Below are 23,044 nucleotides of genomic sequence, written 5' to 3' on the forward strand. Positions count from 1 at the left end.
CCGTACCGCGGAGGCACCCGCCGGCCGGGACCTCAGAAGACCGACTTGCCGCCGGTGACGCCGAGCACGGTCCCCGACACGTACGACGCGTCCGCCTCGGAGGCGAGGAACACGAACGCGGGCGCCACCTCCGCGGGCTGACCGGCGCGACCCAGCGGGGTGTCGGCGCCGAGGTTGGCGACCTTCTCCTCGTGCTGCGTCGCGGGCTGCAGCGGCGCCCAGATCGGGCCGGGCGCGACGGCGTTCACGCGGATCCCGTCCGCGCCGAGCTGCGCCGCCAGGTTGACCGTGAGGTTGTTGATGGCGGCCTTCGTGGCGGCGTAGTCCAGCAGCGCGCTGGACGGCTCGTAGGCCTGGATCGAGCTGCAGTTCACGATGCAGCCGCTGCGCTCCCGCAGGTGCGGCAGCGCGGCGCGGACGGTCCAGAGCAGGGCGTACAGGTTGACCTTGAACGTCGAGTCGATGCGCTCGTCGGTGAACTCGAGCAGGTCGTCGTCGCGGGCCCACTGGTAGCCGGCGTTGTTGACGAGCACGTCGACGCCGCCGAAGGCCTCGACGGTGTCGGCGACGATGCGGTCGCAGGCGTCGCGGTCACGCAGGTCGGTCTCGAGGGCGAGCACCTGGCGGCCCTCCGCCCGGACGAGGTCGGCGACCTCGGCCGCGTCCTGCGACTCCTCGGGCAGGTGGGTGAACGCGACGTCCGCGCCCTCGCGGGCGTAGGCGATGACGACGGCGCGTCCGATGCCCGAGTCGCCGCCGGTGACCAGCGCGACCTTGCCGGAGAGCCGGTCGTGGCCCACGTAGCTGTCCTCGCCGTGGTCGGGCCGCGGCTGCATCGCACCGGTGGTGCCGGGGTGGTCCTGCTGCTGGGGCGGGAAGGGGGTCTCGTCCTGACTCATGGGGCCCCGTACCCGGGCCGGAGCGCCGCACCCGGCGCGGCTGGTTCGCCCCCGCCCGGGGCGGGACAGTCTCCGCGCACGACGGGAGGCGACCAGCCGGGCGACGCCGACCTCGTCCCGCTGAGGCCCTCGGGCCGCTCCACCACGTGTGAGGAGATCGACGTCCGATGACGTGACGTACCGTCGTGCTCCCGACGGACGTCCGGCCCCGGTCGGAGGGTCAGTGGCGCAGCGCGCGCTCCAGGTCGAGCAGGGCGCCCTCGACGACCTCGGTGAGGGCGGGGTGGATCCAGTACTGCGAGCGCGCGAGGCCCTTGACGGGAAGGTCGTGGGCCATCGCGGTCAGCAGCGGCTGGATCAGCACGGACGCCTGCGGGCCGACCAGGTGCGCGCCGACGAGCAGTCCGGTGGCCCGGTCGGCGAGGAGCTTGACCACGTGGCCGGTGGCCGGGCCGTTCCTGTCGTCCTCCTCGTAGGCCCAGCCGTGGGCGGTGTCGGCGTACTCGGTGCGGCCGACGGCGAGGTCGATCCCCTCGTCGCGGGCCGCCGCCTCGGTCAGGCCGACGGAGGCGACCTGCGGGGAGGCGAAGACGGCCTGCGGGACGAACCGGTGGTCCACCGACTGCAGGTCGTCGGGGTTCAGCAGGTTGTGCCGGACGACGCGCGCCTCGTGGTTCGCGACGTGCTTGAGCGGGTGGCCGGTGCTGGCGTCGCCCAGCGCGAACACGCCCTCGGCACTGGTGCGCTGCTGGTCGTCGACCTTCACCCGCCCGTCGTCGTACGTGTCGACGCCCGCCTTCTCGACGGCGAGGACGTCGGAGTTGGCGCGGCGACCGACGGCGAGCAGGAGGCACTCGACGGTCAGGGTCGAGTCGTCGTCCAGGGTCAGGAGCAGACCGTCGCCCTCGGCGGGCTCGACCCTCACGACCTTCGCGCCGCAGCGGACGTCGTACCGCTCGGCGACCTCGCGGGTGAAGACCTCGGCGACCTCGCGGTCCTGGCTGGCGAGCAGCACGTCCTCGGACTCGACCTGGGTGACGGCCGTGCCGAGCGAGGCGAAGACGTGGGCCAGCTCGGAGCCGACGTACCCGCCGCCGATGACGGCCATCGACGCGGGCAGGTCGCTCAGCCGCATCACGGAGTCGCTCGTGTGCACGCGGCGACGGTCGGACTCGGAGAGGTCGTCCAGGCCGTCGATCGGCGGGATCGTCGGACGGGTGCCGGTCGCGATGACGACCTGGTCGGCGGTGAGCTCGGTCTCCCCGCCGTCCGCGAGGTGGACGACGAGCTGCCGCGGACCCGTGAAGTGGGCCTCGCCCACGACGACGTCGACCCAGTCCTTCTCGGACTGGCCCTCACGCCCGCTCTCGGCGTTCTCGTCGACGCGGCCCATGATCCGTTCACGGATCGCCGGCCAGTCGGCGCCGTCGTACGACGTGGCGAGGTCGAAGCGTGCCCCGGTCGCGGCGCTGTGGGCGACCTCGGCGGTGTGGAGGTACATCTTCGACGGGATGCAGCCCCGGTTCAGACAGGTGCCGCCGAAGGGCCCCCGGTCCACGATCGCGACGCGGAGGTGCGAGAAGTCGTGGCCCGCGATCATGTTCCCCGAGCCGGCGCCGACGATGACCAGGTCGTAGTGCGTCACCTCGACAACGTAGCCAAGGGTGCCGATAACGTCGGGCCATGAGCGACCGGTGGAGCCAGGCGGCGGCGCTGCAGGACTGGATGGCCGACCACCAGCGCACCCTGCACCAGCAGCCGGAGGTCGGGCTCGAGCTGCCCGACACCCACGCCTACGTCGCCGACGTGCTCCGCGGCCTGGGGCTCGAGCCCGAGGTGCACCCCCGCGCCGGCGTCACGGTCGCGATCCCGCCCGCGGCCCCCACCGACGAGCCGACGGTCGTGCTGCGCGCCGACATGGACGCGCTGCCCGTCGTCGAGCGCAGCGGCGTCGAGCACCCCTCGCAGCGCGACGGCGCGATGCACGCCTGCGGCCACGACCTGCACATGGCGATGCTGCTCGGTGCGGCGAGGGCGCTCGTCGAGCACCCGCCCGCGCGGCCCGTCGTCCTGGTGTTCCAGCCGGGCGAGGAGACCGACCGGGGCGCCGTCCCGACGCTGGAGTCGCACGCGGCGCTGACCGGTCTCGCGGACGAGGCGGCCGAGGCGTTCGCGATCCACGTCCACGCGACCTGGCCCGCGCACAGCGTGCACCTGCGGCCCGGCACGTTCATGGCGTACGGCGACTGGTTCCGCGTCGACTACCGCGGCCCCGGCGCCCACGCCAGCCAGCCGCACCTCGCCGGCAACCCGGTGGTCGCGGCCGCCGAGCTGGTCACCCACCTGCGCGACGCCGTCGCCGAGCTCGCCGCCGACGAGCACCTCGTCGCCACCGTGACCGAGTCGCTCATCGGCAACACCGTGAACGTCATCCCGACCGACGGTCGCGTGCGGGGCACGCTGCGGACCCTGTCCGCCGACAAGCGCGACGCCCTCCTCGAGACCCTCGACCGCCTCGCCACCTCGACCGCCGCCGACGTGGGCGTCGAGGCCGACGTGACGGTGACCGAGGGCTACCCCGCCGTCGTCAACGACGCGGCGTACGTCGAGCGGGTGCGCGCGGCGATCGGCGACCGCGCCGACGTCCGCGACATGGCGGACCCGTCGATGGTCATCGAGGACTTCGCCTACTTCCTGCACCGCTTCGGCGGCGCGATGGTCTACCTCGGCGCCCAGGTGGGTGGCCGCACCGGTTTCAACCACGCCGCCGACGCGGTCTTCGACCCGGCCGTCCTCGCCACCGGCGCCGCCCTCCACCTCCTCGCCGCGGACGGGCTCCCACCCGCCACGACCTGAGGTCGAGTCGGCACATCTGCGCACGCACAGGGGGTCGAGTCGGCACATCTGCGCACCTACCGAGGGTCGAGTCGGCACATCTGCGCAGGTGGGGCCGGAGGCCATGCGGCCTCGGCCCCAGCCGGTCGAGCCCGTCGAGGGCCACGGGAGCTGCGCAGACGTGCCGACTCGAGCCCTCTGAGCCGCGCAGACGTGCCGACTCGAGCCCTCTGAGCTGCGCAGACGTGCCGACTCGAGCCCTCTGAGCTGCGCAGACGTGCCGACTCGAGGCCTCTGAGCTGCGCAGACGTGCCGACTCGACCCTGGTCCTGCGCCCACGTCCGCCGAGCCGGCGGTCCTGGCCAGACGGTCAGACGGTCAGACGGGCGCCGTGGTGGGTGGTGCTCGCCGCGGCGGCGGCGTTGGCGCGGCGGACGGCGTCGACGAGCGGCTCCCCGGCCGCGAGGCCGGCGGCGAGGCAGCCGCAGAACACGTCGCCGGCGCCGCTGGCGTCCACGGTGTCGACGCGCTCGCCGTCGACGGCGACCGGGTCGGCACCCCTCTCGACGCCCTTCTCGAAGCACAGGGCGCCGTCGGCGCCGAGGGTGACGACGACGGAGCCGGCGAAGTCCAGGGCGGCGACGCAGTCGGTCACCTCGGCGGCCGAGGTGGGCTCGGGGCGCCCGGCGAGACGGCCGAGCTCACCCCGGTTCGGGACGAGGACGTCGACCGCGCCGAGCAGCTCGCGGACTCCTCCGGCGTCCGCCGGCATCGGCGCCGGGTTGAGGACGACAAGACCCCCGCCGGTGGCCGCACGCGCCGCGGCGGCCACCGCGGGCACCGGCACCTCGAGCTGCAGGACGACGACCGCGGGCGCGAGGTCGGCGACCGCGGACGCGGCCTCCTCGGCAGCGACGGTGTCGTTCGCGCCGGCGTCGACCACGATCGTGTTCTCACCGGCGGCGTCGACGGTGATGACGGCGATGCCCGTCCCGTCGTCGGCCCGACGGGCCACCCGCGACACGTCCACGCCCGCCGCGGTGAGCGCGGCCAGCGACCGCTCCCCCGGCTCGTCGTCCCCGACGGCGCCGACCATGGCGACGCGGCACCCCAGGTCGGCCCCGAGGACGGCGGCCGCGGCGGCCTGGTTCGCGCCCTTGCCACCCGGGGACGACAGGCGGGGCCCCGTGGTCAGCGTCGTCTCGCCCGGGGCGGGCAGCGCCTCGACGCGCAGCGTGGTGTCGTCGTTGAGGGAGCCGACGACGCAGACCAGGCCGGACCGCGCGGAGCTCACGTCGTCCCGCCCAGCCGGTCGAGCGCGGCGAGCACGAGGTCCCAGTAGCGGTCGGCGTCCAGCTCGAGCGCGACCGAGGCGTTGGGCTGCTCGTCGGGGTAGCGGTCGTAGAGGTCGACGACGGTGGTGCCGCGGGTCCAGCGCCCGTCGAGCTCGACGGCCACGAACGACTCGCGCCACCGGATGACGTCGGGGTCGAGCAGCGCGGCGATGGTGCACGGGTCGTGGACGGGCGGGGCCGAGAACTCCCAGATCCGCTCGTAGGAGTCGCCGAAGAAGCCCATCCAGGCGGCACACGTGCGCCCGACGGTGTGCGGCATCGCCGCCATGCGGTCGACGACGGCCTGCGTCGCCAGCGCCTGGTGGGTGAGGTTGAGCCCGACCATCCGCACCGGCACGCCGGAGCGGAGGACGACGTCGAGCGCCTCGGGGTCGGCGTAGGTGTTGAACTCCGCGGTCGGCGTGTGGTTGCCGCGCTCGGTGGAGCCGCCCATGAAGATGATCTCGCTGATCTTCGCGGCGATCCCGGGCTCCGAGGTCAGCAGCACGCCCAGGTTGGTCATCGGTCCCGTCACGACGACCGTCACGGGCTCCGGCGCCCCGGTCAGGGTGCGGTAGAGGAACGCCACGGCGGTCTCGGCGGACGGCGGCACGGTCGGCTCCGGCAGCTCGGGTCCGTCGAGGCCGGTGACGCCGTGCACGTAGTTGCCGAGCGCGAGCTCGCCGCGCATGGGTCCCGCGGCGCCGACCGCGACGGGCACGTCCTCCCGCCCCGCCAGCGCGAGCACGCGCTGGGCGTTGCGGGTGGCGTCCTCGACGGCGCAGTTGCCGAAGCACGTCGTGATCCCGAGCAGCCGCACGCCGGGCGAGCCGAGCGCCAGCAGGATCGCGACGGCGTCGTCGTGCCCGGGGTCGCAGTCGAGCAGGATGTCGAGCGGCTCGCTCATCGGTCGGCCAGCCAGCGCAGCATCGCGCCGACGAGCGGGGCGAAGCCGTCCCACGCGAGGAAGTCCTCGGGGCACCAGTGGGGGCCGATGTCGGAGGTCCACACCAGCGAGCGGCCCGCGCCGACCTCGCGGGTGGCGACGAGGACGTCGTCCCCGACGGTGGCCACGACCTCGGCGTCCTCGCGGGCGTGGACGACGTTGTAGCCCAGCAGCGTCGGCGCGGAGGCGACGAGCGAGCCCCAGCCGGCGGCGGCGGCGTGGTCCGGCAGGGTGACGGCGACGGGGGCGCCCTGCGGCGCCTCGACGCGGTCGTCGGACTCGAGCATCGTCACGGGCAGCACGTCGGCGACGGCGGTCCGCTGGAAGTTCGCGCGGGCCTGGAAGCCGGTGAAGCTGAGGTAGCCGCCGGCCATCATCAGCCCGCCGCCGCCACGGGTCCACTCGGCCAGGGCCAGCAGGGGGTTGTCGACGCGCTTGCCCTCGAGGAACACCTCGGGCGGCAGCACGAAGCTGTTGGCGCCGATGTCGGACAGGATGACGACGTCGTACGCCGACAGCGCCTCGACCGTGCGCGGGAACTTCCCCGGCACGTCGTGGGCGTACATCTGCTCGATCTCGATGCCCTCGCTCGCCGCGGCGGCGATGAAGGCGTCCGCGCCGGTGTGGAACGTGGTCGACGAGAACTCGTCGAAGCCCTTCACGTGGGTCGCGGTCGAGATCCAGCTCTCGCCGGCCAGCAGGACGCGGGTCACGGTGTCTCCTCATTCAGGTGGGGTGCGCCGCCGAACAGGCGGCGGGGGTTGTCGGTCATCAGGGAACGCACCTCGTCGGGGGTGAGCCCGTGCCGCTCGAGGCGGGGCGCGAAGTACTGCAGGACGTGGCCGTAGCCCGGCCCGCCGTGACGGCGGTAGAGCGACTTCACGAACACGTCCTGGCTGAGCAGGAGCTTCTCGCCGTACCCGTCGCGCACGAGGGCGGCGAGGTGGCGGGCGTTGTCGTCGTCGGAGGGGCACTGCACGCCCTGGTCGGCGTAGAAGACCTCCATGCCGAGCATGTCGTACTGCACCCACGCCCCGCGGTCGGCGACGGAGCGCTGGTAGTCGGCGTCGGCGCCGGACGGGCCCATGTGGCACAGCACGACCTTGTCGACGTCGGCGCCCATCTCGTCGGCGACGTCGAGGACGTCGTGGGCGAGGCGGAACCAGCCGGGCAGGTGCACCTGGACGGGCAGGTGGGTCTCGGCCTGCGCCGCCATCGCGCCGCGCAGGCTGGTGCGCTCGGCGTCGGTGAAGTCCGCGGAGACGCCGATCTCGCCGATGATGCCGGGGCGGACGCCGTCCTCGCCGTCGCGCAGGTCGTCGAGCAGCCGCGCGGTGACGCCGTCCACGCCGAGCGCGACGACGTCGACCGGGTGCGACGACTCCAGGTAGAAGCCGGTGCCGGCGACGACCAGCACGCCGGTCCGCTCGGAGATCGTCCGCAGCCCCGCGAGGTCGCGCCCGATGCCGAAGCCGGTGGTCTCGACGACCGTGGTGCCGCCGAGGTCGGCGTACCGGGCGAGCTCGGCGCAGGCCACGTCGACGTCGTCCAGCGCCAGGTTGTGGCGGTTGCCGAACGGGTCCTGACGCAGCTCCCAGAGCAGGTCCTCGCTGACCGGGGCCTCCGCGAACACCTCGGGCTCGACGCCGCGCGCCGTGGTGGGGGTCCACCACGACGACACGTCGTTGAGCAGGTGCTCGTGGGTGAGGACGACACCGAGGTCGTCGGCAGGGACCGGCCCCGTCACCGTCTGCACGGTGGCGGTCTCGTCGGGCACGGCCTAGCCCTTCTGCCCGGAGATGCGCCCGAACAGCTTGGCGTTGAGCAGGATCGCGACGATGAGGATGAGGCCCTGGGTGATCGGCACCCAGTAGACGTCGACCCGCAGCAGCACGAGCCCGTTGCTGATCACGCCCAGGGTCACCGCGCCGATGGCCGAGCCGAGGATCGAGCCCTTGCCGCCCATCAGCGCGGTGCCGCCGAGGACGACCGCGGTGATGACCTCGAGCTCGAACAGCGTGCCGGAGTTCGACGACCCGCTCGCCAGCCGCGTGGCGGTGATGACGCCGGCGAGGCCGGCCGCGAGGCCGGTGAGGGTGAGGACGGCGAGCTGGACGCGGCGGACGTCGACCCCGGCGCGCCGCAGCGACTCGGCGTTGGAGCCGACGGCGACGACGTACCGGCCGAAGCGGGTGTGGTTGAAGACGTACCAGCCGAGGGCCACGACGAGGACGGCGATCCACGTCGGGGTGTAGAGCCCGGCGAGCTTGCCGTTGCCGATCGGCAGCAGCACTTCGGAGGTGATCGGGGTGGAGTAGCCGTCGGTGATGAGCAGCGCCAGGCCGCGGACGGCGGTGAGCGCCGCGAGCGTGACGATGAAGGACTGCAGCTTCCCGAAGGCGGTCAGCGCGCCGTTGACGAGCCCGATGCCGAGGCCCAGGACGAGCGTCAGCAGCAGCGCGACCAGCGGGTTGCCGGACTCGGCGAAGATCGCCAGCGCCGCGGCGGTCAGGCCGAGGATCGAGCCCACCGACAGGTCGATGTTGCCGGTGGTGATGACGAAGGTCATCGCGGTCGCGACGATCACGGTCGGGGCCACCTGGCGGGCGACGTTGACCAGGTTGTTCGCGCTCAGGAACGCGTCGGTCTGCACGCTGAAGAACACGAACAGCACGACGAGCACGGCGGTGATGGACAGGACGCCGAAGTTGCGGGTGACGAAGTCCTGCCGGGCGCCCTTGCGGTTGCGCGCTCCGGCGGGGGTCGTGCCGCGGGCGGCGGCGGTGTCGGCACTCATCGGGTCACTTCCCCATCATGGCGGTCACGAGACCGCCGAGGTCGGTCTCGGCGGGCGCGAGCTCGCGGTGGTTCACGCCCTCGTGCAGGACGACGAACCGGTCGGCGACCTCGAAGAGGTCCTGGAGGCGGTGGGTGATCAGGACGACGCTCACGCCGCGGGCGGAGACGTCGCGGATCAGCTGCAGGGTCATCTCGACCTCGCGGGCCGCGAGCGCGGCGGTGGGCTCGTCGAGCACCAGCACCTTCGGCTCGAAGGTGACCGCGCGGGCGATGGCGATGGCCTGACGCTGACCGCCCGACATCGCGCCGACCATGCGGCGGGTGTCGGTGATGCGGATGTGGAGGGTGGCGAGGTCCTTCGCCGCCTCCTCGTGCATCCGCTTGGTGTCCATCCGCCGGCTGAACGGGCGGTAGAGCTCGCGGCCGAGGAACAGGTTGCCGGCGACGTCGACGTCGTTGCAGAGCGCGAGGTCCTGGTAGACCATCTCGATCCCGGCCGCGCGGGCCGCCCGCGGGCCGGAGCCCGCGAGCGGCACGCCGTCCACCCGGATCTCGCCGCGGTCGGGGGTGACCGCACCGGCGAGCATCTTCATGAGGGTGGACTTGCCGGCGCCGTTGTCGCCGACGAGGCCGACGACCTCCCCGCGGCGGACCGTGAGGTCCACCCCGCGGAGCACGTCGAGGGCGCCGAAGCTCTTGGTGATCCCGCGCATCTCGACGCGGGGCTCACCGATCCGGCCGCTCCCCGTGTCGGGCCCGGCGTCGGGCCCGGCGTCGGGCCCCGAGGCCCTCTGCTTGTCGAGGTCCGTCACTGGAAGATCTCGCGGTACGGGTCGACGTTCTCGGACGTCACGATGGTGATCGGGACGTCGATGAAGCCCTGCGGCTCCTCGCCGTCGAGGATCGCGGCGAGCTCGTTGACCGCCTCGACGCCCTCCTGCTTCGGGTCCTGCTGGACGACGGCGGTGACGAGGCCGGAGTCGATGCCGGCGATGACCTCGGCGGTGAGGTCCCAGCCGATGACCTTCGTGTCGGCGTCCGCGTCGAGGGCGGCGACGGCGCCGACGGTGGCCGGCTCGCCGGTGGTGTAGACGAAGTCGAGGTCGGGCTGGGCGGTGACGAGGTCCTGCGCCGCGGTGGCGGCCTGCTCCTGGACGTTCTCGCCGTCGACGGCCTGGGTGAAGGTGGCGCCCTCGTTGTCGACGACGGTGCGGAAGGAGTCCTCGCGCTGGTTCTGGATGAACGAGCTGCGCGCGTCGACGATGCCGTACGACGCGCCGTCGGCGAGGCCCTCGTCGACGACCCACTGGCCGGCCTCGGTGCCGGCGGCCTCGTTGTCGACGCCGACGAAGGTGTCGACGGCGCCGTCCTCGAGCTCGGCGTCGATGGCGACCGAGCGGATGCCGGCCTGGGTGGCCTGCTCGACGGCGGGCAGGACGCCGTTGACGTCGATCGCGACGACGATCAGGCCGGTCACGCCCTGGGAGACGAAGTTCTCGATGTCGCTGTTCTGCTTGGCGGCGTCGTTGTTGGCGTTGGCGATCTGCAGCTCGCAGCCGGCCTCGTCGGCCGCCTCCTGGGCGCCCTCGTTCATCTGGGTGAAGAAGGCGGCGGTCTGGTTGATCTGCGTCATGCCGATGACGCACTCGTCGGCGGGCTCGCCCGCCTCGCCGGTCGAGGACTCCTCGTTGCCGGTCGAGCACGCGGAGAGCAGCAGGGGGACGGTCGCCAGGGCGGCGAGGGCGGTGGTGCGACGGCGGGTCGTCGAGGGACGGGTCATCGGGGGATCCTCTGAGTTCGGAAATCGTTTGCCGAGAGGTTCCGGACTCTGGCAGAGAGCCAGGTCACACGTCTAGGGTCTAACCGGAAATCGTTTGCAGACGTAACAGCGCCGTCACATGGGGAGGTCCGGAGCCGTGTCCCGCACCCGCGCCGCGACCATGGCGGACGTCGCCCGCCTCGCCGGCGTCTCGACCGCGACGGTCTCGCGGGTGCTCTCCGGCACCCGCGCCGTCGACCCCGCGATGGCGCAGCGCGTCACCGACGCGGCCGGTCGTCTCGACTACCGGATCAACCTGCTCGGCCGCGGCCTGCGTCGCACCTCGACGTCCACCGTCGGGCTGGTGCTGCCCGACCTGCGCAACCCGTTCTTCTCCGCGCTCGGCCAGCACCTGGCCCGCGCCTTCGCCGACTCCGAGGTCGACCTGCTGCTCTTCAGCGCCGACGACTCGATCACCACCGAGGTGCGCGGCGTCCGGTCGTTCCTCGGGCGTCAGGTCGACGCCCTGGTGCTCATCCCCGTGCACGAGGAACGCAGTGCCGAGGCGGTCGCGCTCGCGGCGTCGTCGGTGCGCACGGTCCAGCTCGACCGGCGGGTCCCGGGCACGGCGGCGTCGTACGTCGGGGTGTCGAACCGCGACGGCGTCGCCCTCGTCCACGACCACCTCGCCGCGGCCGCCGACCTCGACGCCCAGCCGGTGACCTACGTCGGTGCCGTGCCCGACAGCTCCTCGGCCCACGAGCGGCTGGACGCCGTCCGCCGCTGGTTCGGCGCGGACGTCGACTGCCTGCTGGGCGACTTCTCGGCCGCCTGGGGACGCGAGGCGGCCTCACGCCTGCTGGGGGACGGCGCCGCCGCCGGCACGCTCGTCTGCGCCGCGGACGTCATCGCCGCGGGCGCGGTGGCGCACCTGCTCTCCGCCGGGCACCGCGTGCCCGACGACTTCCGCGTCACCGGCTTCGACGGCGTGGGCGCCGAGCTGACGCACCCGTCGTTGACGACGGTGCGTCAGCCGGTCGAGGTGATGGCGGCGGCTATCCGCGACCTCGTCGTGTCGGAGGAGGACGCCTCCGCGCGCTGGTTCGAGCCCACGCTGGTGGTGGGCGGCACGAGCCCCGCGTAGACGCCGAGTCGGCCGATCAGGCGTGGCCGGCGGAGGCCTCCGGCCCGTCGACCTCCTGCGGCTTGTCGTCCGGGGTGGCGGCCCGCTCGGCCTCCTCCTCGGAGATGGTCACGCCCGCGACGGGGTTGCCGCCGCTGGTGCCGGCGTCCTCGTGGTCGGTGCCGGTGGCGTCGGTGCCGGTGGCGTCGGCGCGGGGCTTCTCGGCGTCGCCGCCCTGGTCGGTGTGCTGGTCGGGGGTGCTCATGGACCCACCGTAGGACCAGCCGCCGCAGTCACGACCTCCACCGTCTGCCGCGCGATCTCCCACTCCTCGTCGGTGGGGACGACGAGCACGGCGACCGCGGCTTCGTCCGGCGAGATGCGGGTCGCGGACGACGGCCCGCGGGCGGCGTCGTTGCGCCCGGCGTCCACCTCGATGCCGAGGTGGGCCAGCCCGGCGAGCGCCCGGGCGCGGACGGGTGCCGCGTTCTCCCCCACCCCGCCGGTGAGGACGACGGCGTCGAGCCCGCCGAGGGCGGCGAGGTAGGCGCCGACGTACGCGCGGACGCGGTGGCAGTAGACGTCGAGCGCGAGCTCGGCGTCCGCGCTGCCCGCCTCGGCGGCCGCGACCACGCCCCGCACGTCGTTGTCGCCCGCGAGCCCCCGCAGCCCGGAGGACGCGTTGAGCGCCCGGTCGACGTCGTCCGCGGAGAGGCCGAGCTCGCGGCGCACGTGGCCGAGGACGGCGGGGTCGAGGTCGCCGGAGCGCGAACCCATGACGAGGCCCTCCAGCGGGGTCAGGCCCATGGAGGTCTCGACCGAGCGGCCGCCGTCCACCGCGGTCGCCGAGGCGCCGTTGCCGAGGTGCAGCACGATCTGCTTCGTCTCCTCGATCGGTCGGCCCAGGGCCGCGGCGGCCGCGCGGGAGACGAACGCGACGGAGGTGCCGTGGAAGCCGTAGCGACGCACCCCGGCCTCCCGCCACGCCGCGGGGACGGCGTAGGTGTGGGCGGCCACGGGGAGCGTGGCGTGGAACGCGGTGTCGAAGACCGCCACGTGCGGCAGGTCGGCGAAGAGCCGCCGCGCGGCCTCGAGACCGACCGCGTTGGCGGGGTTGTGCAGGGGCGCGAGCGGTGCGAGCCCGTGGACGGCGGCGACCAGGTCGTCGTCCACCAGCACGGGCTCGGAGAAGCGGGTGCCGCCGTGGACGACGCGGTGCCCGACGGCGACCAGCCCGAGGTGGGCGAGGTCGGGGCCGTGGGCGGCGAACGCGTCCAGCGCAGCCGCGACGGCGGCCTCGTGGTCGGCGACGTCGACCTCGACGACGCGCTCCTCGCCGTCGACGGCGTGGACGACGCGGCTGCCGGGCTCGCCGATCCGCTCGACGAGACCGGAGGCGGCGACGGTGCCGTCGTCGGCGTCGACGACGCGGTACTTCAGCGACGAGGACCCGGTGTTCAGCACCAGGACGGGGGCGCTCACGAGGCGCCCATCTCCTGCGCCTGGATCGCCGTGATGGCCACGGTGCCGACGATGTCGCGCACGTCCGCGCCCCGCGACAGGTCGTTCACCGGCTTCGCCAGCCCCTGGAGCACCGGGCCGACCGCGACGGCCCCGGCGGAGCGCTGGACCGCCTTGTAGGTGTTGTTGCCCGTGTTGAGGTCGGGGAAGACGAAGACGGTCGCCTGCCCGGCGACGGTGGAGCCGGGCAGCTTCGTCGCCGCGACCGCGGAGTCGATGGCGGCGTCGTACTGGATGGGGCCCTCGACGGGCAGGTCCGGACGCCGCTCGCGGACCAGACGGGTGGCCTCGGCGACCTTGTCGACGTCGCTGCCCGCGCCCGAGGTGCCCGTGGAGTAGGACAGCATCGCGACGCGCGGCTCGATCCCGAACGCGGTCGCGGTCTCCGCGGACGACAGCGCGATGTCGGCCAGCTGGGTGGCGGTGGGGTCGGGGTTGATCGCGCAGTCGCCGTAGACGAGCACGCGGTCGGGCAGGCACATGAAGAACACCGACGACACGGTCGAGACGCCGGGCGGGGTGCGGATGACCTCCAGCGCCGGGCGGACCGTCGAGGCGGTGGAGTGCGCGGCGCCGGACACCATCCCGTCGGCGAGGCCGGTCTCGACCATGAGGGTGCCGCAGTAGGACACGTCGACGACGAGCTCGCGCGCGTCGGCGAGCTCGACGCCGCGGTGCGCGCGGCGCTCGGCGTACAGCGCGGCGAAGCGCTCCACCAGCTCGGGGTCGTGCGGGTCGACGACCTCCACGTCGCCCAGGTCGACGCCGACCTCGGCGGAGCGGGCGCGGACGGCGCGCGGGTCGCCGAGCAGGACGGGCCGCGCCACCCCGCGCCGCACGACGACCTCGGCGGCCCGCAGCACGCGCTCGTCGAGCCCCTCCGGCAGCACGATCCGCTGGAGCGAGGCGCCCGCGCGGTCGAGCAGCTGGTGCTCGAACATCAGCGGCGTCACCGTCGCGGACGGGGTCAGCTCGAGACGGTCGAGCAGGGCGTCGCCGTCGACGTGGGCGGCGAACAGCGCGGTCGCGGTCGCGAGCTTGCGCGGCGAGTCGCGCGTCAGGCGGCCGCGGACGTCGTTCAGCGCCGAGGTGGTCGCGTGGGTGCCGAGGTCGGTGGCGACGATCGGGGTGGCCGAGCCGAGCCCGTCCAGCAGCCGCCCCACCTGCGGCGGGAGGTCGAGGCCACCGTTGAGCACGATCCCGGAGGACCGGGGGAAGCCCTCCGAGCGCTGCGCCATCAGCACGCCGAGCACGATCTCGGGGCGGTCGCCCGGGGTGACGACGACGGCGCCCTCGAGGAGCCGGTCGAGCACGTGCGGCAGGGTCATCGCGGCGACGACGACGCCGGTCACCTCGGTGCCGAGCAGCGCCGCGTCGCCGCTGACCAGGCGGCCGTCGATCGCGGCCGCCAGCTCGCCCATCGACGGGGCGCCGAGGAGCGGCTCGTCGGGGAGCGCGAAGCCGGGGGCGTCGCCGAGCGTGACCGCGTCGCGGGCGGCGGCGAGGGCCCGGTCCATCCCGTCGTCCCCGCCGGTCACCCGGTTCGCGACGACGCCGAGGAGGGTCGCGTGGTGGCCCCGCAGCTCGTCGGCGGTGACGGTCGCGAGGGTGTGCAGCTCGGCGGCCGACAGCCCGGCCGCGCCGAGGGTCAGGAGCACGGGCGCCCCGAGGTTGGCGGCGACGGAGGCGTTGAAGGCGAACTCGGCGGGGTTGCCGACGTCGGTGAAGTCGCTGCCGACGACCACGACCGCGTCGCTCTGCGCGGCGACGGCGTGGAAGCGCTCGACGATCCGTTCCATCGCGGCGGCGGGGTCGGCGTGGACGTCCTCGTAGGCGACGCCCGCGCACTCGTCGTACGACAGCCCGACCGCGTCGTGGCCGACGAGGAGGTCGAGCACGTAGTCGCGCGTGCCCCCACGGCCGTCCCCGCGGACGACCGGGCGGAACACCCCGACCCGCTCGACGCGCCGCGACAGCGCCTCGACGACGCCGAGGGCGACCGTGGACTTGCCGGTCCAGCCGGTCGGCGCGGCGACGTACACGGCGCGAGCACTCACCGGACCCGTCACGGGAGGAGGGCGATCTTCCCGCCGGGGTGCTGGCCCCGGAGGAACGCGGCCGCCTCGAGGGCGTCGGCCAACGGGTAGGTGCGGGCCAACGGGACCTCCAGATGGCCCTCGCGGGCCAGTCGCACGAGCTCGGGCCGGATGCGGTCACGGTAGGCCTGCGAGGCGGGCATCCGCCCGGCGATCGCCCGGATCCCCTCGGCCTCCGCGCGGGCGAACGCCGCGATGGTGACCAGACGCTCCTTCGCGACCAGCGCCAGGGACACGTCGATCGCCTCGTCGGTGCCGACGCAGTCGAGGGCGGCGTCGACGCCGGCCCAGCCCCGCTCGGCCGCCGCGTCGCGGACGCGCTGCTCGAGCCCCTCGCCGTACGTCACGGGGACCCCGCCGTAGCGGCGGACGACGTCGTGGTTGGCCTCGCTCGCCGTGCCGATCGCGTGGACGCCGGCGACGCGCGCCTGCTGCAGCACGCTGACGCCGACCGCGCCGGAGGCGCCGTGCACGAGGACGGTCTCCCCGGACCTCGCGCCCGTCACGTGGAGCATCTCGGCGGCGGTGCTGCCGGCGAGCAGGAGGTTGGCGGCCTGCTCGACCCCGATCTCGGCGGGGCGGTGCAGGACGTCCTTCGCGGGGACGGTCACCTCGGTCGCCCACCCGCCGGTGATGCGGAAGGCGAGGACCTCGTCGCCCTCGGCGACGGCTCCGGTGACGATCTCGGTGTCGGGCCCGACGGCCGTGATCGTCCCGGCCACCTCGTAGCCCACGGGCTTCGGGAAGTCGGCCACCTCGCCGCCGGCGACGTGCTTGTAGTCGGCGGGGTTCATCCCGGCGGCCCGGACGGCGATCGTCACCTCCCCCGGCCCCGGCGGCGGGGTGTCCACCTCGGTGAACGAGAGGACGTCGAGGTCCCCGGGACGGCTGGCGATCCACTGCTGGGCCATGTCCGGGGCAACGGACGACGCCGGGGACCTGTTCCCCCCGCGGCGACTGTACGAAGCCCCGCCCGTGCCCCCATGGGCACCGGCGGGGCCTCGCAACACCCCATGTGCGGGAGGACGGTAAGCAGGTGCCCGCCCGATCTCCTCGGTTGTTTCACGATTCGTTTTGCTGAATCAATGGCTCGTCCGGACCAGCGTCGGGAACATCGCCCGCGGGTACCGCGCTGGCCGGTCATGCAGATCGATCTCACCGGCCGCACGGCGCTCGTCACCGGCTCCAGCCAGGGCATCGGCCTGGCCATCGCCACCGTCCTCGCCCGGGCCGGCGCCCGGGTCGCGCTCAACGGCCGGCGGGCCGACGCCCTCGAGGCGGCGGCCGCGACGGTGGTCGACGCCGCTCCCGGTGCCGAGGTGCTGCGGGTGGCGGGCGACCTCGGGACGACGGAGGGTGCCGCCTCGGTCGTCGAGCAGCTGCCGCAGGTCGACGTCCTCGTCAACAACCTCGGCGTCTTCGGCCAGCTCGACCCGTTCGAGGTCGACGACGAGACGTGGGAGCGGTACTTCCAGGTCAACGTGATGTCGGCCGTGCGGATGCTGCGGGCCCACCTGCCCGGCATGCGGGAGCGCGGCTGGGGCCGGGCGATCACGATCGCCAGCGACTCCGCCGTGGCGATCCCGGCGGAGATGATCCACTACGGCGTCACGAAGACCGCCCTGCTCGGCGTGACCCGCGGCTTCGCGAAGGCGGTCGCCGGGAGCGGCGTCACGGTCAACACGGTCGTCGCCGGCCCGACCCACACCCCGGGCGTGGAGGACTTCGTCGCCGAGATGGTCGGCACCGACGGGAGCTGGGACGAGCGCCAGCGCCGGTTCATGGTGGAGCACCGGCCGGCGTCGCTGGTGCAGCGGCTGCTGGAGCCGGAGGAGATCGCGAACGCCGTGCTGTACCTGGCCTCGGACCTCGCCTCGGCCACCACCGGCGGCGCCGTCCGCGCCGACGGCGGCTACGTGGACGCGATCCTCCCGTGACCGCGACGACCGCGACGACCGGCCCGCGGACCGTCCTCGTCACCGGCGTCCGCGCCAAGACGGGGCTCCCCCTCGCGACGTCCCTCGCCGCGCGGGACGACGTCGTCGTCCGGGGCGGCAGCAGCGACCCGGCGGGCGTCGAGGTCCCGGGCGTCGAGGCGGTGGCGTTCTCCTGGGACGACCCGGAGCCGTGGGACGCGGCGGTGCGCGACGTCGACGCCGTGTACGTCGTCCGCCCCGACCGCCCCGACGCCCCCGCACTGATCGGCAACCTGCTCGCCCGCACCGCTCCCGGCACGCGCGTCGTGCTGCTGTCCGACCTCGACGCGGACCTCGGGGCCGCCGACCGCTGGTCGCTGCGGGTCGAGGAGGTCGTCGCGACCTCGGGCCGCCCCTGGGTCGCGCTGCGCCCCGGGTGGTTCTCGCAGGTCCTCACCGACCCGCGGTTCTTCCTCACCGCGATCGTCGAGGACGGCGAGCTGCCCTACCCCGCGGGCGACGGCGCACTGTCGTGGATCGACGCCCGCGACGTCGCCGCGGTCGCCGAGGTGGCGCTGCTCGACGCGTCGTACGACGGGCGGCTGCTGACCCTGACCGGTCCCGCGGCGTACACGCTGCCGGAGACCGCCGCGCTGGTGTCCGCCGCCCTGGGACGGCCGGTCGCGCACCGGGACCAGACCGTCGAGGAGGCGGTCAGCGCCTCCGACGAGTTCGTGCGGGCCCTCGAGACGGCCACCTTCGAGCGGGTCCGGTCGGGCGCGTTCGCCGTCGTCACCGACACCGTCGCCGAGGTCACCGGCCGGTCGGCGCGGCGGTTCGAGGACTACGTCGCGGAGGCCTTCTCCGCGACCACGGAGAACAGCGGGTCGCCGGCGTAGCGGCCCGACGGGGTGCGCCGCTCGACCCGGGCCGGGGTGAACCCGCCCGCACGGGCGAGGTGGTCGACGACCAGCGCGCAGTGGCCGGCGTCGTCGGTCTCCAGCCAGGCGCGGACGGCCTTGGTCGGGAAGCAGCGGTTCGAGAAGGTGACGACCACCGGCGCCCCCGGGCGCAGCACCCGCGCGACCTCGGCGAGGACCCGCACCGGGTCGACGAGGTAGTCGATGGAGACGCAGCACAGCACCGCGTCGAAGGAGTCGTCGGCGAAGGACAGCGTCGGGTCGACGTTGAGGTCGTGGACCACCCGCTCCGTCGCCATCGGGTTGGCGGCGAGCTCCTCGGCGTTCATCCCGAGCACCGTCAGCCGCTCGGGCCGCCGCCGCAGGTGCGAGACCCACGACGACATGAGGTCGAGGACGGCGCCGCCGACGCCCAGCTCTTCGTAGAGGTCGGCGACGGCCCCGATCGCCGCGTCGTCGATGTGGGTCACGAAGCGCGGCACCGCGTAGAACGCCGCGTCGGGCCCCTCGTCGTACCGCTGGAACCTGCGCTCAGCCATGGTCACGAGCGTGCCAGGACGGCGTGCGCGGCGGCCGGCGCTCGGCGCCTGCCCCCGGCGGGGTGCCCCGGCCGGCCGTAGACTGCGGGCGTGAGGGCCGTTCGCGCGATGGCCGGTGGGCACCGGTCGGCCCGCCGCCTCCCCGTCGTCGTCCTCGGTGTCCTCGTCGGCCTGCTCGGCATGGTCGTGCTCTGCGCCCCGGGCGGCTGCACCGCCGGCGGCGACTGTCCCGAGGGGGACGCGCCGCCCCCCGCCGCTCACGCCGAGGCCGGGCTGCCCACGGGCGCCCACGCCGAGCACGCCGAGCACGCCGAGCACGCCGAGCACGCCGGGCACGCCGGGCACGCCGGGCACGAGCCCGCCGCGACCCTGGCGGTGATGTGCCTGGCCCTCGTCGCGGTCGGCCTGTGGCTCCTGTGGCCCGCTCTCACCCGGAGCACCGGGTTCCTGCGCCTGCCCCGACCCGGCGTCGTCCGACGTCCCGGGCCCGACCCGTCCCCGAGGGGCACCGGGCCGCCCCCGGCCTGGCAGTTCTCCGTCATCAGGTGCTGAGGGGCGCACCGGTCCGTGACGTCACCCCGTGGCGTCCGTCCGACCGCCGTGCCCCGACCCCGCGACCTCACACCTGACACGACCTCGAAGGACTCCCATGGACATGACCTCCCGCGTCCCCGACTGGCTCACGCCGGTCGCCTGGACCTACATCGCCGCCTCGCTCGTCAGCGCGGCCTACCTGGGCTGGGCCGTCAGCCGGCTGCCGCGCGGCTCCATGCACCCGGCGACGGCGCTCGTGTGGATCACCTCCGCGCTGTACCTCGGCCCCGCGGCCGTCGTCCTCTTCCACCGCTACCGCGACCCCAGCAGCACCGCGGCCCGGGCAGGGGCCGGCCCGGCGGCCCTGGGCGGGCTCCCCGGCGGCGGGGCCTCGGCCCTGGCCCACCTCGTCGGCGTGCCGCTGGTCATCGCCTCCGGCCTGACGATCGCGGGGATCGACCTCTGGGTCATGATCCTCGTCATCGGGGCCCTCGCGATCCTCCTGCTGCTCGTCTACGAGCTGGCGCTGACCCGGTCCGCGCAGGCCTCGCGGGCGGCGGAGGGCCGGTCCCGCGTCGCTGTGCCCGCGGTAGTCGCCGCGGTGCTCACGGTGCTCGCCTTCGACGTCGGCATGGGCGGCTGGATGCTCCTGCTGCACTTCAACGCGTTCATGCCGCCCGCGACCGAGGGGACCTTCTGGTTCCTCATGCAGATCGGGATCCTGCTCGGGCTGCTCACCGCCTACCCGGCGGTGGCGTGGCTGGCCGGCAGGGGATCACGCGCGGTCGCGACCTGAACCACGTCGCCGGACGACGACACCGCCGGCCGGCCCCTGCTCGGGGCCGACCGGCGGTGCTGCGTCGACCGCGGTCGACGTCAGGTCCGGATCGTCGTCCTGACCTCTTCGGCGGTGGCGGAGGGATTTGAACCCTCGGTGGGGTCGCCCCCACAAACGCTTTCGAGGCGTTCTCCTTAGGCCGCTCGGACACGCCACCGCGCGGAACGCTACCCGAGCCCGCCGCTCGCGCGGAAACCGAGGGTGGTCCCGCGCGCAGAGGTGTGTGACAGGGGACACACAGTGCGCTTCACTGAGGCGATGACCGACCTCGGCAAGCATCCCGGTCCCTCCGCCGGCGGCACGCGCACGGACGTCGACCAGGCGTTCATGAGCTCCGCGACCTACCGCAGCCTCGGCGAGCAGCAGCTGTCGGCGCGGGAGGAGGCGTTCGAGAAGGGCCGGCGCACGGTCGGCCTGTTCCTCGCGCCCGCGGTGACGCTGGTGTTCTGGTTCCTGCCGCTCGGCATCGACGCCACCCAGCAGGGGCTCGCGGCCGTCCTGCTGGGCGTGATCGTCCTGTGGATCACCGAGCCCGTGCCGATCCCGGTCGGCGGGTTCATCGGCATCGCCGCGATCGTCGTCCTCGGGATCGCCACCGCGGACGAGGCGCTCGCGCCCTTCGGCTCCTCGACGGTCTTCACCTTCATCGGCGCGTTCATCCTGGCCCAGGCGATGCTCAAGCACGGCCTGGCGCGGCGGTTCGCGATGTTCGTGCTGAACCTGCCGGGCGTCGGCAGGTCGTCGTTCCGGGTCATCCTGGCGTTCGGGGCGATCACCTGCCTGCTGTCGGCGTTCGTCTCGAACACCGCGACGGTGGCGATGCTGCTGCCGACCGCGATCGGCATCCTCACCGTGATCGCGAAGCTCATGCAGTCGCAGGGCGTCGTCGCCGAGGACTTCGACCCGCTCCGGCTGCGGGTGGGCGCCGCCCTGATGCTCATGCTGGCGTACGGCGCGTCCGTCGGCGGCCTGCTGACCCCGGTCGGCTCACCCCCCAACCTCATCGGTCGTGGGCTCATCGAGGAGGCCACCGGAGAGCGGATCTCGTTCCTCGACTGGATGATCGTCGCGCTGCCGATCTGCGCCCTCATGTTCGTGGCGCTGGCGGTCGTGCTGTTCCTCGTCAACAAGCCCGAGATCAAGCACCTGGAGGGCATCGAGGAGTGGGTCGCGGCCGAGAAGGCCAAGCTTGGCGGCTTCTCCCGGGCGGAGAAGAACACCCTCATCGCCTTCGTCATCACCGTGACCCTGTGGATCCTGCCCGGCATCGTCGGGATCGTCGCCGGCACGGACTCCGACGCCTACCTCGCGACCGGCGACCGCCTCGACGAGGGCGTCGTCGCCATCCTGGGCGCCGCGCTGCTGTTCCTGCTGCCCACCGACTGGCAGCAGCGAGAGTTCACGCTGCGCTGGTCCGACGCCGCCAAGATCGACTGGGGCACCGTCGTCCTGTTCGGCACCGGCATCATCTTCGGCTCGCTGCTGGAGTCGACGGGGCTGGCGCTGACGATCGGCGAGGGGTCCTTCGACGCGCTCGGCCTCACGAGCGCCCTGGCCATCACGGTCTTCGCCGCGATCCTGGCGATCGTCATCTCGGAGACGACGTCCAACACCGCCGCGGCCGCGGTCGTCGTCCCGATCATCATCCCGATCGCGCTGGCCGCGGACGTGAACCCGTTCGTCCCGGCCCTGGCCGCCACCTTCGCGGCGTCGTTCGGCTTCATGCTGCCGGTCTCCACGCCGCAGAACGCGATCGTCTACGGCTCGGGCGTCGTCCCGATCACGCGGATGATCCGGTCCGGCTTCACCTTCGACATCCTCGGCGCGATCCTGATCATCGTGCTCCTGCCGGTGATGGTGGCGCTGCTCGGCCTGGGAGGCTGAGGCGATGAGCACCCAGCGCATCGCCGTGATCGGCGGCGACGGGATCGGGCCGGAGGTCGTCGACGCGACCCGCGCCGTCCTCGACGCCCTCGCCGAGGTCCACTCGCTCGACCTGGCCTACGACGAGTTCGACTGGTCGTGCCGCCGCTACGCCGAGCACGGCGCGATGATGCCGGACGACGCCCTCGACACCCTGCGGCCGTACGACGCCATCCTGCTCGGCGCCGTCGGGTGGCCGGGCGTGCCGGACCACGTGTCGTTGTGGGGGCTGCTGATCCCGATCCGACGGACGTTCCGCCAGTACGTCAACGAGCGCCCGATGACCGTCTTCGAGGGCGTCGACTCCCCGCTGCGCCGCGCCCGACCGGGCACCGAGCCGGGCGGTGTCGACCTGGTCGTCGTCCGGGAGAACGTGGAGGGCGAGTACTCCGAGGTCGGCGGCCGCATGAACCGCGGTTTCCCCGACGAGATGGCCGTCCAGGAGTCGATCTTCACGCGCGTCGGGGTGTCCCGGATCGCCGAGCACGCCTTCGACCTCGCGAAGCGCCGCACGGGCTACGTGACGTCGGCGACGAAGAGCAACGGCATCGTCCACACGATGCCGTTCTGGGACGAGGTGGTGGCCGACGTCGCCGCCGGCCACCCCGATGTCCGCTGGGACGCCGAGCTCATCGACGCCCTCGCCGCCAAGGTGGTGCTCGAGCCGGAGCGGTTCGACGTCATCGTCGGCTCCAACCTGTTCGGCGACATCCTCTCGGACCTCACCGCTGCGGTCGCCGGCTCGATCGGCATCGCGCCGAGCGCCAACATCGACCCGACCCGGGAGTTCCCGTCGATGTTCGAGCCCGTGCACGGCTCCGCGCCCGACATCGCGGGCAAGGGGATCGCGAACCCCGTCGGCACGCTGTGGTCGGCGGTCATGATGCTCGACCACCTCGGCCACCCCGAGGCGGCGTCCGCGCTCATGGAGGCGATCCGCGAGACCCTGAAGGACCCCGCGACCCGCACCGGCGACCTCGGCGGCAGCGCGTCGACCGCCGAGGTCACCGAGGCCGTTGTCCAGCGCGTGCGGCGGTAGCCGGGCGCGGCCCCCGGCCGCGC

22 protein-coding genes and 1 tRNA gene are annotated in these 23,044 nt (G+C 73.8%); 8 read left to right on the forward strand and 15 right to left on the reverse strand.

What is annotated here, in order from left to right; genetic code table 11:
* Window positions 1-32: 32 nt before the first annotated feature.
* Both MJ876_RS02345 and MJ876_RS02350 read right to left on the reverse strand, forming a co-directional pair.
* Window positions 33-899, reverse strand: coding sequence for a glucose 1-dehydrogenase (locus MJ876_RS02345; RefSeq protein ID WP_240234443.1), 867 nt, complete (start codon window positions 897-899; stop codon window positions 33-35).
* 220 nt (window positions 900-1,119) lie between these two features.
* Window positions 1,120-2,544 (reverse strand): mycothione reductase, encoded by a 1,425-nt coding sequence (locus tag MJ876_RS02350; protein ID WP_240234444.1) that lies wholly within the window; start codon window positions 2,542-2,544, stop codon window positions 1,120-1,122.
* Window positions 2,545-2,582: 38 nt separating this feature from the next.
* Here MJ876_RS02350 and MJ876_RS02355 point away from each other — a divergent pair, with 38 nt between their 5' ends.
* Entirely contained in the window at window positions 2,583-3,755 is a 1,173-nt protein-coding gene (locus MJ876_RS02355) for a M20 family metallopeptidase (protein ID WP_240234445.1), read from the forward strand.
* Window positions 3,756-4,104: 349 nt separating this feature from the next.
* Here MJ876_RS02355 and MJ876_RS02360 read toward each other — a convergent pair whose 3' ends face one another.
* From MJ876_RS02360 to MJ876_RS02390, 7 genes are read right to left on the reverse strand one after another with little or no spacing between them, the layout of a single operon-like run.
* A complete protein-coding gene (locus tag MJ876_RS02360; protein WP_240234446.1) occupies window positions 4,105-5,028 on the reverse strand; it encodes a PfkB family carbohydrate kinase in 924 nt (307 codons plus the stop codon).
* A complete protein-coding gene (locus MJ876_RS02365; RefSeq protein WP_240234447.1) occupies window positions 5,025-5,975 on the reverse strand; it encodes a nucleoside hydrolase in 951 nt (316 codons plus the stop codon). The genes MJ876_RS02360 and MJ876_RS02365 overlap by 4 nt, the downstream gene beginning before the upstream one ends.
* A complete protein-coding gene (locus tag MJ876_RS02370) occupies window positions 5,972-6,727 on the reverse strand; it encodes a glutamine amidotransferase (protein ID WP_240234448.1) in 756 nt (251 codons plus the stop codon). The genes MJ876_RS02365 and MJ876_RS02370 overlap by 4 nt, the downstream gene beginning before the upstream one ends.
* On the reverse strand, window positions 6,724-7,791 hold the full coding sequence (locus MJ876_RS02375) for a phosphotriesterase (protein ID WP_240234449.1): 1,068 nt from the start codon (window positions 7,789-7,791) through the stop codon (window positions 6,724-6,726). The genes MJ876_RS02370 and MJ876_RS02375 overlap by 4 nt, the downstream gene beginning before the upstream one ends.
* 3 nt (window positions 7,792-7,794) lie before the next feature.
* Window positions 7,795-8,811: an ABC transporter permease gene (locus MJ876_RS02380; protein ID WP_240234450.1), complete on the reverse strand. Its 1,017-nt coding sequence runs from the start codon at window positions 8,809-8,811 to the stop codon at window positions 7,795-7,797.
* 4 nt (window positions 8,812-8,815) lie between these two features.
* Window positions 8,816-9,625, reverse strand: a complete 810-nt coding sequence (locus MJ876_RS02385) for an ATP-binding cassette domain-containing protein (protein WP_240234451.1) — start codon at window positions 9,623-9,625, stop codon at window positions 8,816-8,818.
* Complete coding sequence (locus tag MJ876_RS02390; RefSeq protein ID WP_240234452.1) at window positions 9,622-10,593, reverse strand: substrate-binding domain-containing protein; 972 nt, start codon at window positions 10,591-10,593, stop codon at window positions 9,622-9,624. The genes MJ876_RS02385 and MJ876_RS02390 overlap by 4 nt, the downstream gene beginning before the upstream one ends.
* Window positions 10,594-10,729: 136 nt before the next feature.
* On the opposite strand from MJ876_RS02390, the gene MJ876_RS02395 reads away from it, so the two are divergent.
* Window positions 10,730-11,716 carry a LacI family DNA-binding transcriptional regulator gene (locus MJ876_RS02395; protein WP_240234453.1) on the forward strand — a complete coding sequence of 329 codons (987 nt, stop codon included), beginning with the start codon at window positions 10,730-10,732 and terminating at the stop codon, window positions 11,714-11,716.
* 16 nt (window positions 11,717-11,732) lie between these two features.
* Here the strand turns inward: MJ876_RS02395 and MJ876_RS02400 are convergent, their stop codons facing one another.
* From MJ876_RS02400 to MJ876_RS02415, 4 genes are read right to left on the reverse strand one after another with little or no spacing between them, the layout of a single operon-like run.
* On the reverse strand, window positions 11,733-11,960 hold the full coding sequence (locus tag MJ876_RS02400; RefSeq protein WP_240234454.1) for a hypothetical protein: 228 nt from the start codon (window positions 11,958-11,960) through the stop codon (window positions 11,733-11,735).
* Entirely contained in the window at window positions 11,957-13,177 is a 1,221-nt protein-coding gene (locus MJ876_RS02405) for an acetate kinase (RefSeq protein ID WP_240234455.1), read from the reverse strand. The genes MJ876_RS02400 and MJ876_RS02405 overlap by 4 nt, the downstream gene beginning before the upstream one ends.
* Window positions 13,174-15,273: a phosphate acetyltransferase gene (gene pta, locus MJ876_RS02410; RefSeq protein WP_240234456.1), complete on the reverse strand. Its 2,100-nt coding sequence runs from the start codon at window positions 15,271-15,273 to the stop codon at window positions 13,174-13,176. Before pta ends, MJ876_RS02405 begins: the two co-directional genes overlap by 4 nt.
* A gap of 8 nt (window positions 15,274-15,281) precedes the next feature.
* Entirely contained in the window at window positions 15,282-16,223 is a 942-nt protein-coding gene (locus tag MJ876_RS02415) for an NADP-dependent oxidoreductase (RefSeq protein WP_240234457.1), read from the reverse strand.
* Between the two features lie 231 nt (window positions 16,224-16,454).
* Here MJ876_RS02415 and MJ876_RS02420 point away from each other — a divergent pair, with 231 nt between their 5' ends.
* Both MJ876_RS02420 and MJ876_RS02425 read left to right on the forward strand, forming a co-directional pair.
* Window positions 16,455-17,249, forward strand: a complete 795-nt coding sequence (locus MJ876_RS02420; RefSeq protein ID WP_240234458.1) for an SDR family NAD(P)-dependent oxidoreductase — start codon at window positions 16,455-16,457, stop codon at window positions 17,247-17,249.
* Entirely contained in the window at window positions 17,246-18,127 is an 882-nt protein-coding gene (locus tag MJ876_RS02425; protein WP_240234459.1) for an NAD(P)H-binding protein, read from the forward strand. Before MJ876_RS02420 ends, MJ876_RS02425 begins: the two co-directional genes overlap by 4 nt.
* Here MJ876_RS02425 and MJ876_RS02430 read toward each other — a convergent pair.
* Complete coding sequence (locus tag MJ876_RS02430) at window positions 18,073-18,687, reverse strand: class I SAM-dependent methyltransferase (protein ID WP_240234460.1); 615 nt, start codon at window positions 18,685-18,687, stop codon at window positions 18,073-18,075. The two genes, MJ876_RS02425 and MJ876_RS02430, sit on opposite strands and share 55 nt — an antisense overlap.
* Before the next feature lie 90 nt (window positions 18,688-18,777).
* On the opposite strand from MJ876_RS02430, the gene MJ876_RS02435 reads away from it, so the two are divergent.
* The gene (locus tag MJ876_RS02435) at window positions 18,778-19,239 is read left to right on the forward strand and encodes a hypothetical protein (protein ID WP_240234461.1); all 462 of its coding nucleotides are present in this window, start codon (window positions 18,778-18,780) and stop codon (window positions 19,237-19,239) included.
* Window positions 19,240-19,342: 103 nt separating this feature from the next.
* Window positions 19,343-20,017, forward strand: coding sequence for a DUF4396 domain-containing protein (locus MJ876_RS02440; protein ID WP_240234462.1), 675 nt, complete (start codon window positions 19,343-19,345; stop codon window positions 20,015-20,017).
* 112 nt (window positions 20,018-20,129) lie between these two features.
* On the opposite strand, the gene MJ876_RS02445 is transcribed toward MJ876_RS02440, so the two are convergent.
* Window positions 20,130-20,216 (reverse strand) — tRNA-Ser (locus MJ876_RS02445).
* Between the two features lie 101 nt (window positions 20,217-20,317).
* On the opposite strand from MJ876_RS02445, the gene MJ876_RS02450 reads away from it, so the two are divergent.
* Window positions 20,318-21,943, forward strand: a complete 1,626-nt coding sequence (locus tag MJ876_RS02450) for a DASS family sodium-coupled anion symporter (RefSeq protein WP_240234463.1) — start codon at window positions 20,318-20,320, stop codon at window positions 21,941-21,943.
* A gap of 4 nt (window positions 21,944-21,947) precedes the next feature.
* Window positions 21,948-23,021: a tartrate dehydrogenase gene (locus MJ876_RS02455; protein WP_240234464.1), complete on the forward strand. Its 1,074-nt coding sequence runs from the start codon at window positions 21,948-21,950 to the stop codon at window positions 23,019-23,021.
* Window positions 23,022-23,044 lie beyond the last annotated feature (23 nt).

The organism is Nocardioides sp. CFH 31398 (genome assembly GCF_022436705.1).
Classification (GTDB): Bacteria; Actinomycetota; Actinomycetes; order Propionibacteriales; family Nocardioidaceae; genus Nocardioides.

Excerpts from the sequence above, each read along its gene's own strand:
- MJ876_RS02450 (WP_240234463.1), top strand. The coding sequence starts at position 20,318 with ATGACCGACCTCGGCAAGCATCCCGGTCCCTCCGCCGGCGGCACGCGC.
- MJ876_RS02355 (WP_240234445.1), top strand. The coding sequence starts at position 2,583 with ATGAGCGACCGGTGGAGCCAGGCGGCGGCGCTGCAGGACTGGATGGCC.
- MJ876_RS02455 (WP_240234464.1), top strand. The coding sequence starts at position 21,948 with ATGAGCACCCAGCGCATCGCCGTGATCGGCGGCGACGGGATCGGGCCG.
- MJ876_RS02440 (WP_240234462.1), top strand. The coding sequence starts at position 19,343 with ATGACCTCCCGCGTCCCCGACTGGCTCACGCCGGTCGCCTGGACCTAC.
- MJ876_RS02380 (WP_240234450.1), bottom strand. The coding sequence starts at position 8,811 with ATGAGTGCCGACACCGCCGCCGCCCGCGGCACGACCCCCGCCGGAGCG.
- MJ876_RS02420 (WP_240234458.1), top strand. The coding sequence starts at position 16,455 with ATGCAGATCGATCTCACCGGCCGCACGGCGCTCGTCACCGGCTCCAGC.
- MJ876_RS02390 (WP_240234452.1), bottom strand. The coding sequence starts at position 10,593 with ATGACCCGTCCCTCGACGACCCGCCGTCGCACCACCGCCCTCGCCGCC.
- MJ876_RS02415 (WP_240234457.1), bottom strand. The coding sequence starts at position 16,223 with ATGGCCCAGCAGTGGATCGCCAGCCGTCCCGGGGACCTCGACGTCCTC.
- MJ876_RS02430 (WP_240234460.1), bottom strand. The coding sequence starts at position 18,687 with ATGGCTGAGCGCAGGTTCCAGCGGTACGACGAGGGGCCCGACGCGGCG.
- MJ876_RS02365 (WP_240234447.1), bottom strand. The coding sequence starts at position 5,975 with ATGAGCGAGCCGCTCGACATCCTGCTCGACTGCGACCCCGGGCACGAC.
- MJ876_RS02400 (WP_240234454.1), bottom strand. The coding sequence starts at position 11,960 with ATGAGCACCCCCGACCAGCACACCGACCAGGGCGGCGACGCCGAGAAG.
- MJ876_RS02345 (WP_240234443.1), bottom strand. The coding sequence starts at position 899 with ATGAGTCAGGACGAGACCCCCTTCCCGCCCCAGCAGCAGGACCACCCC.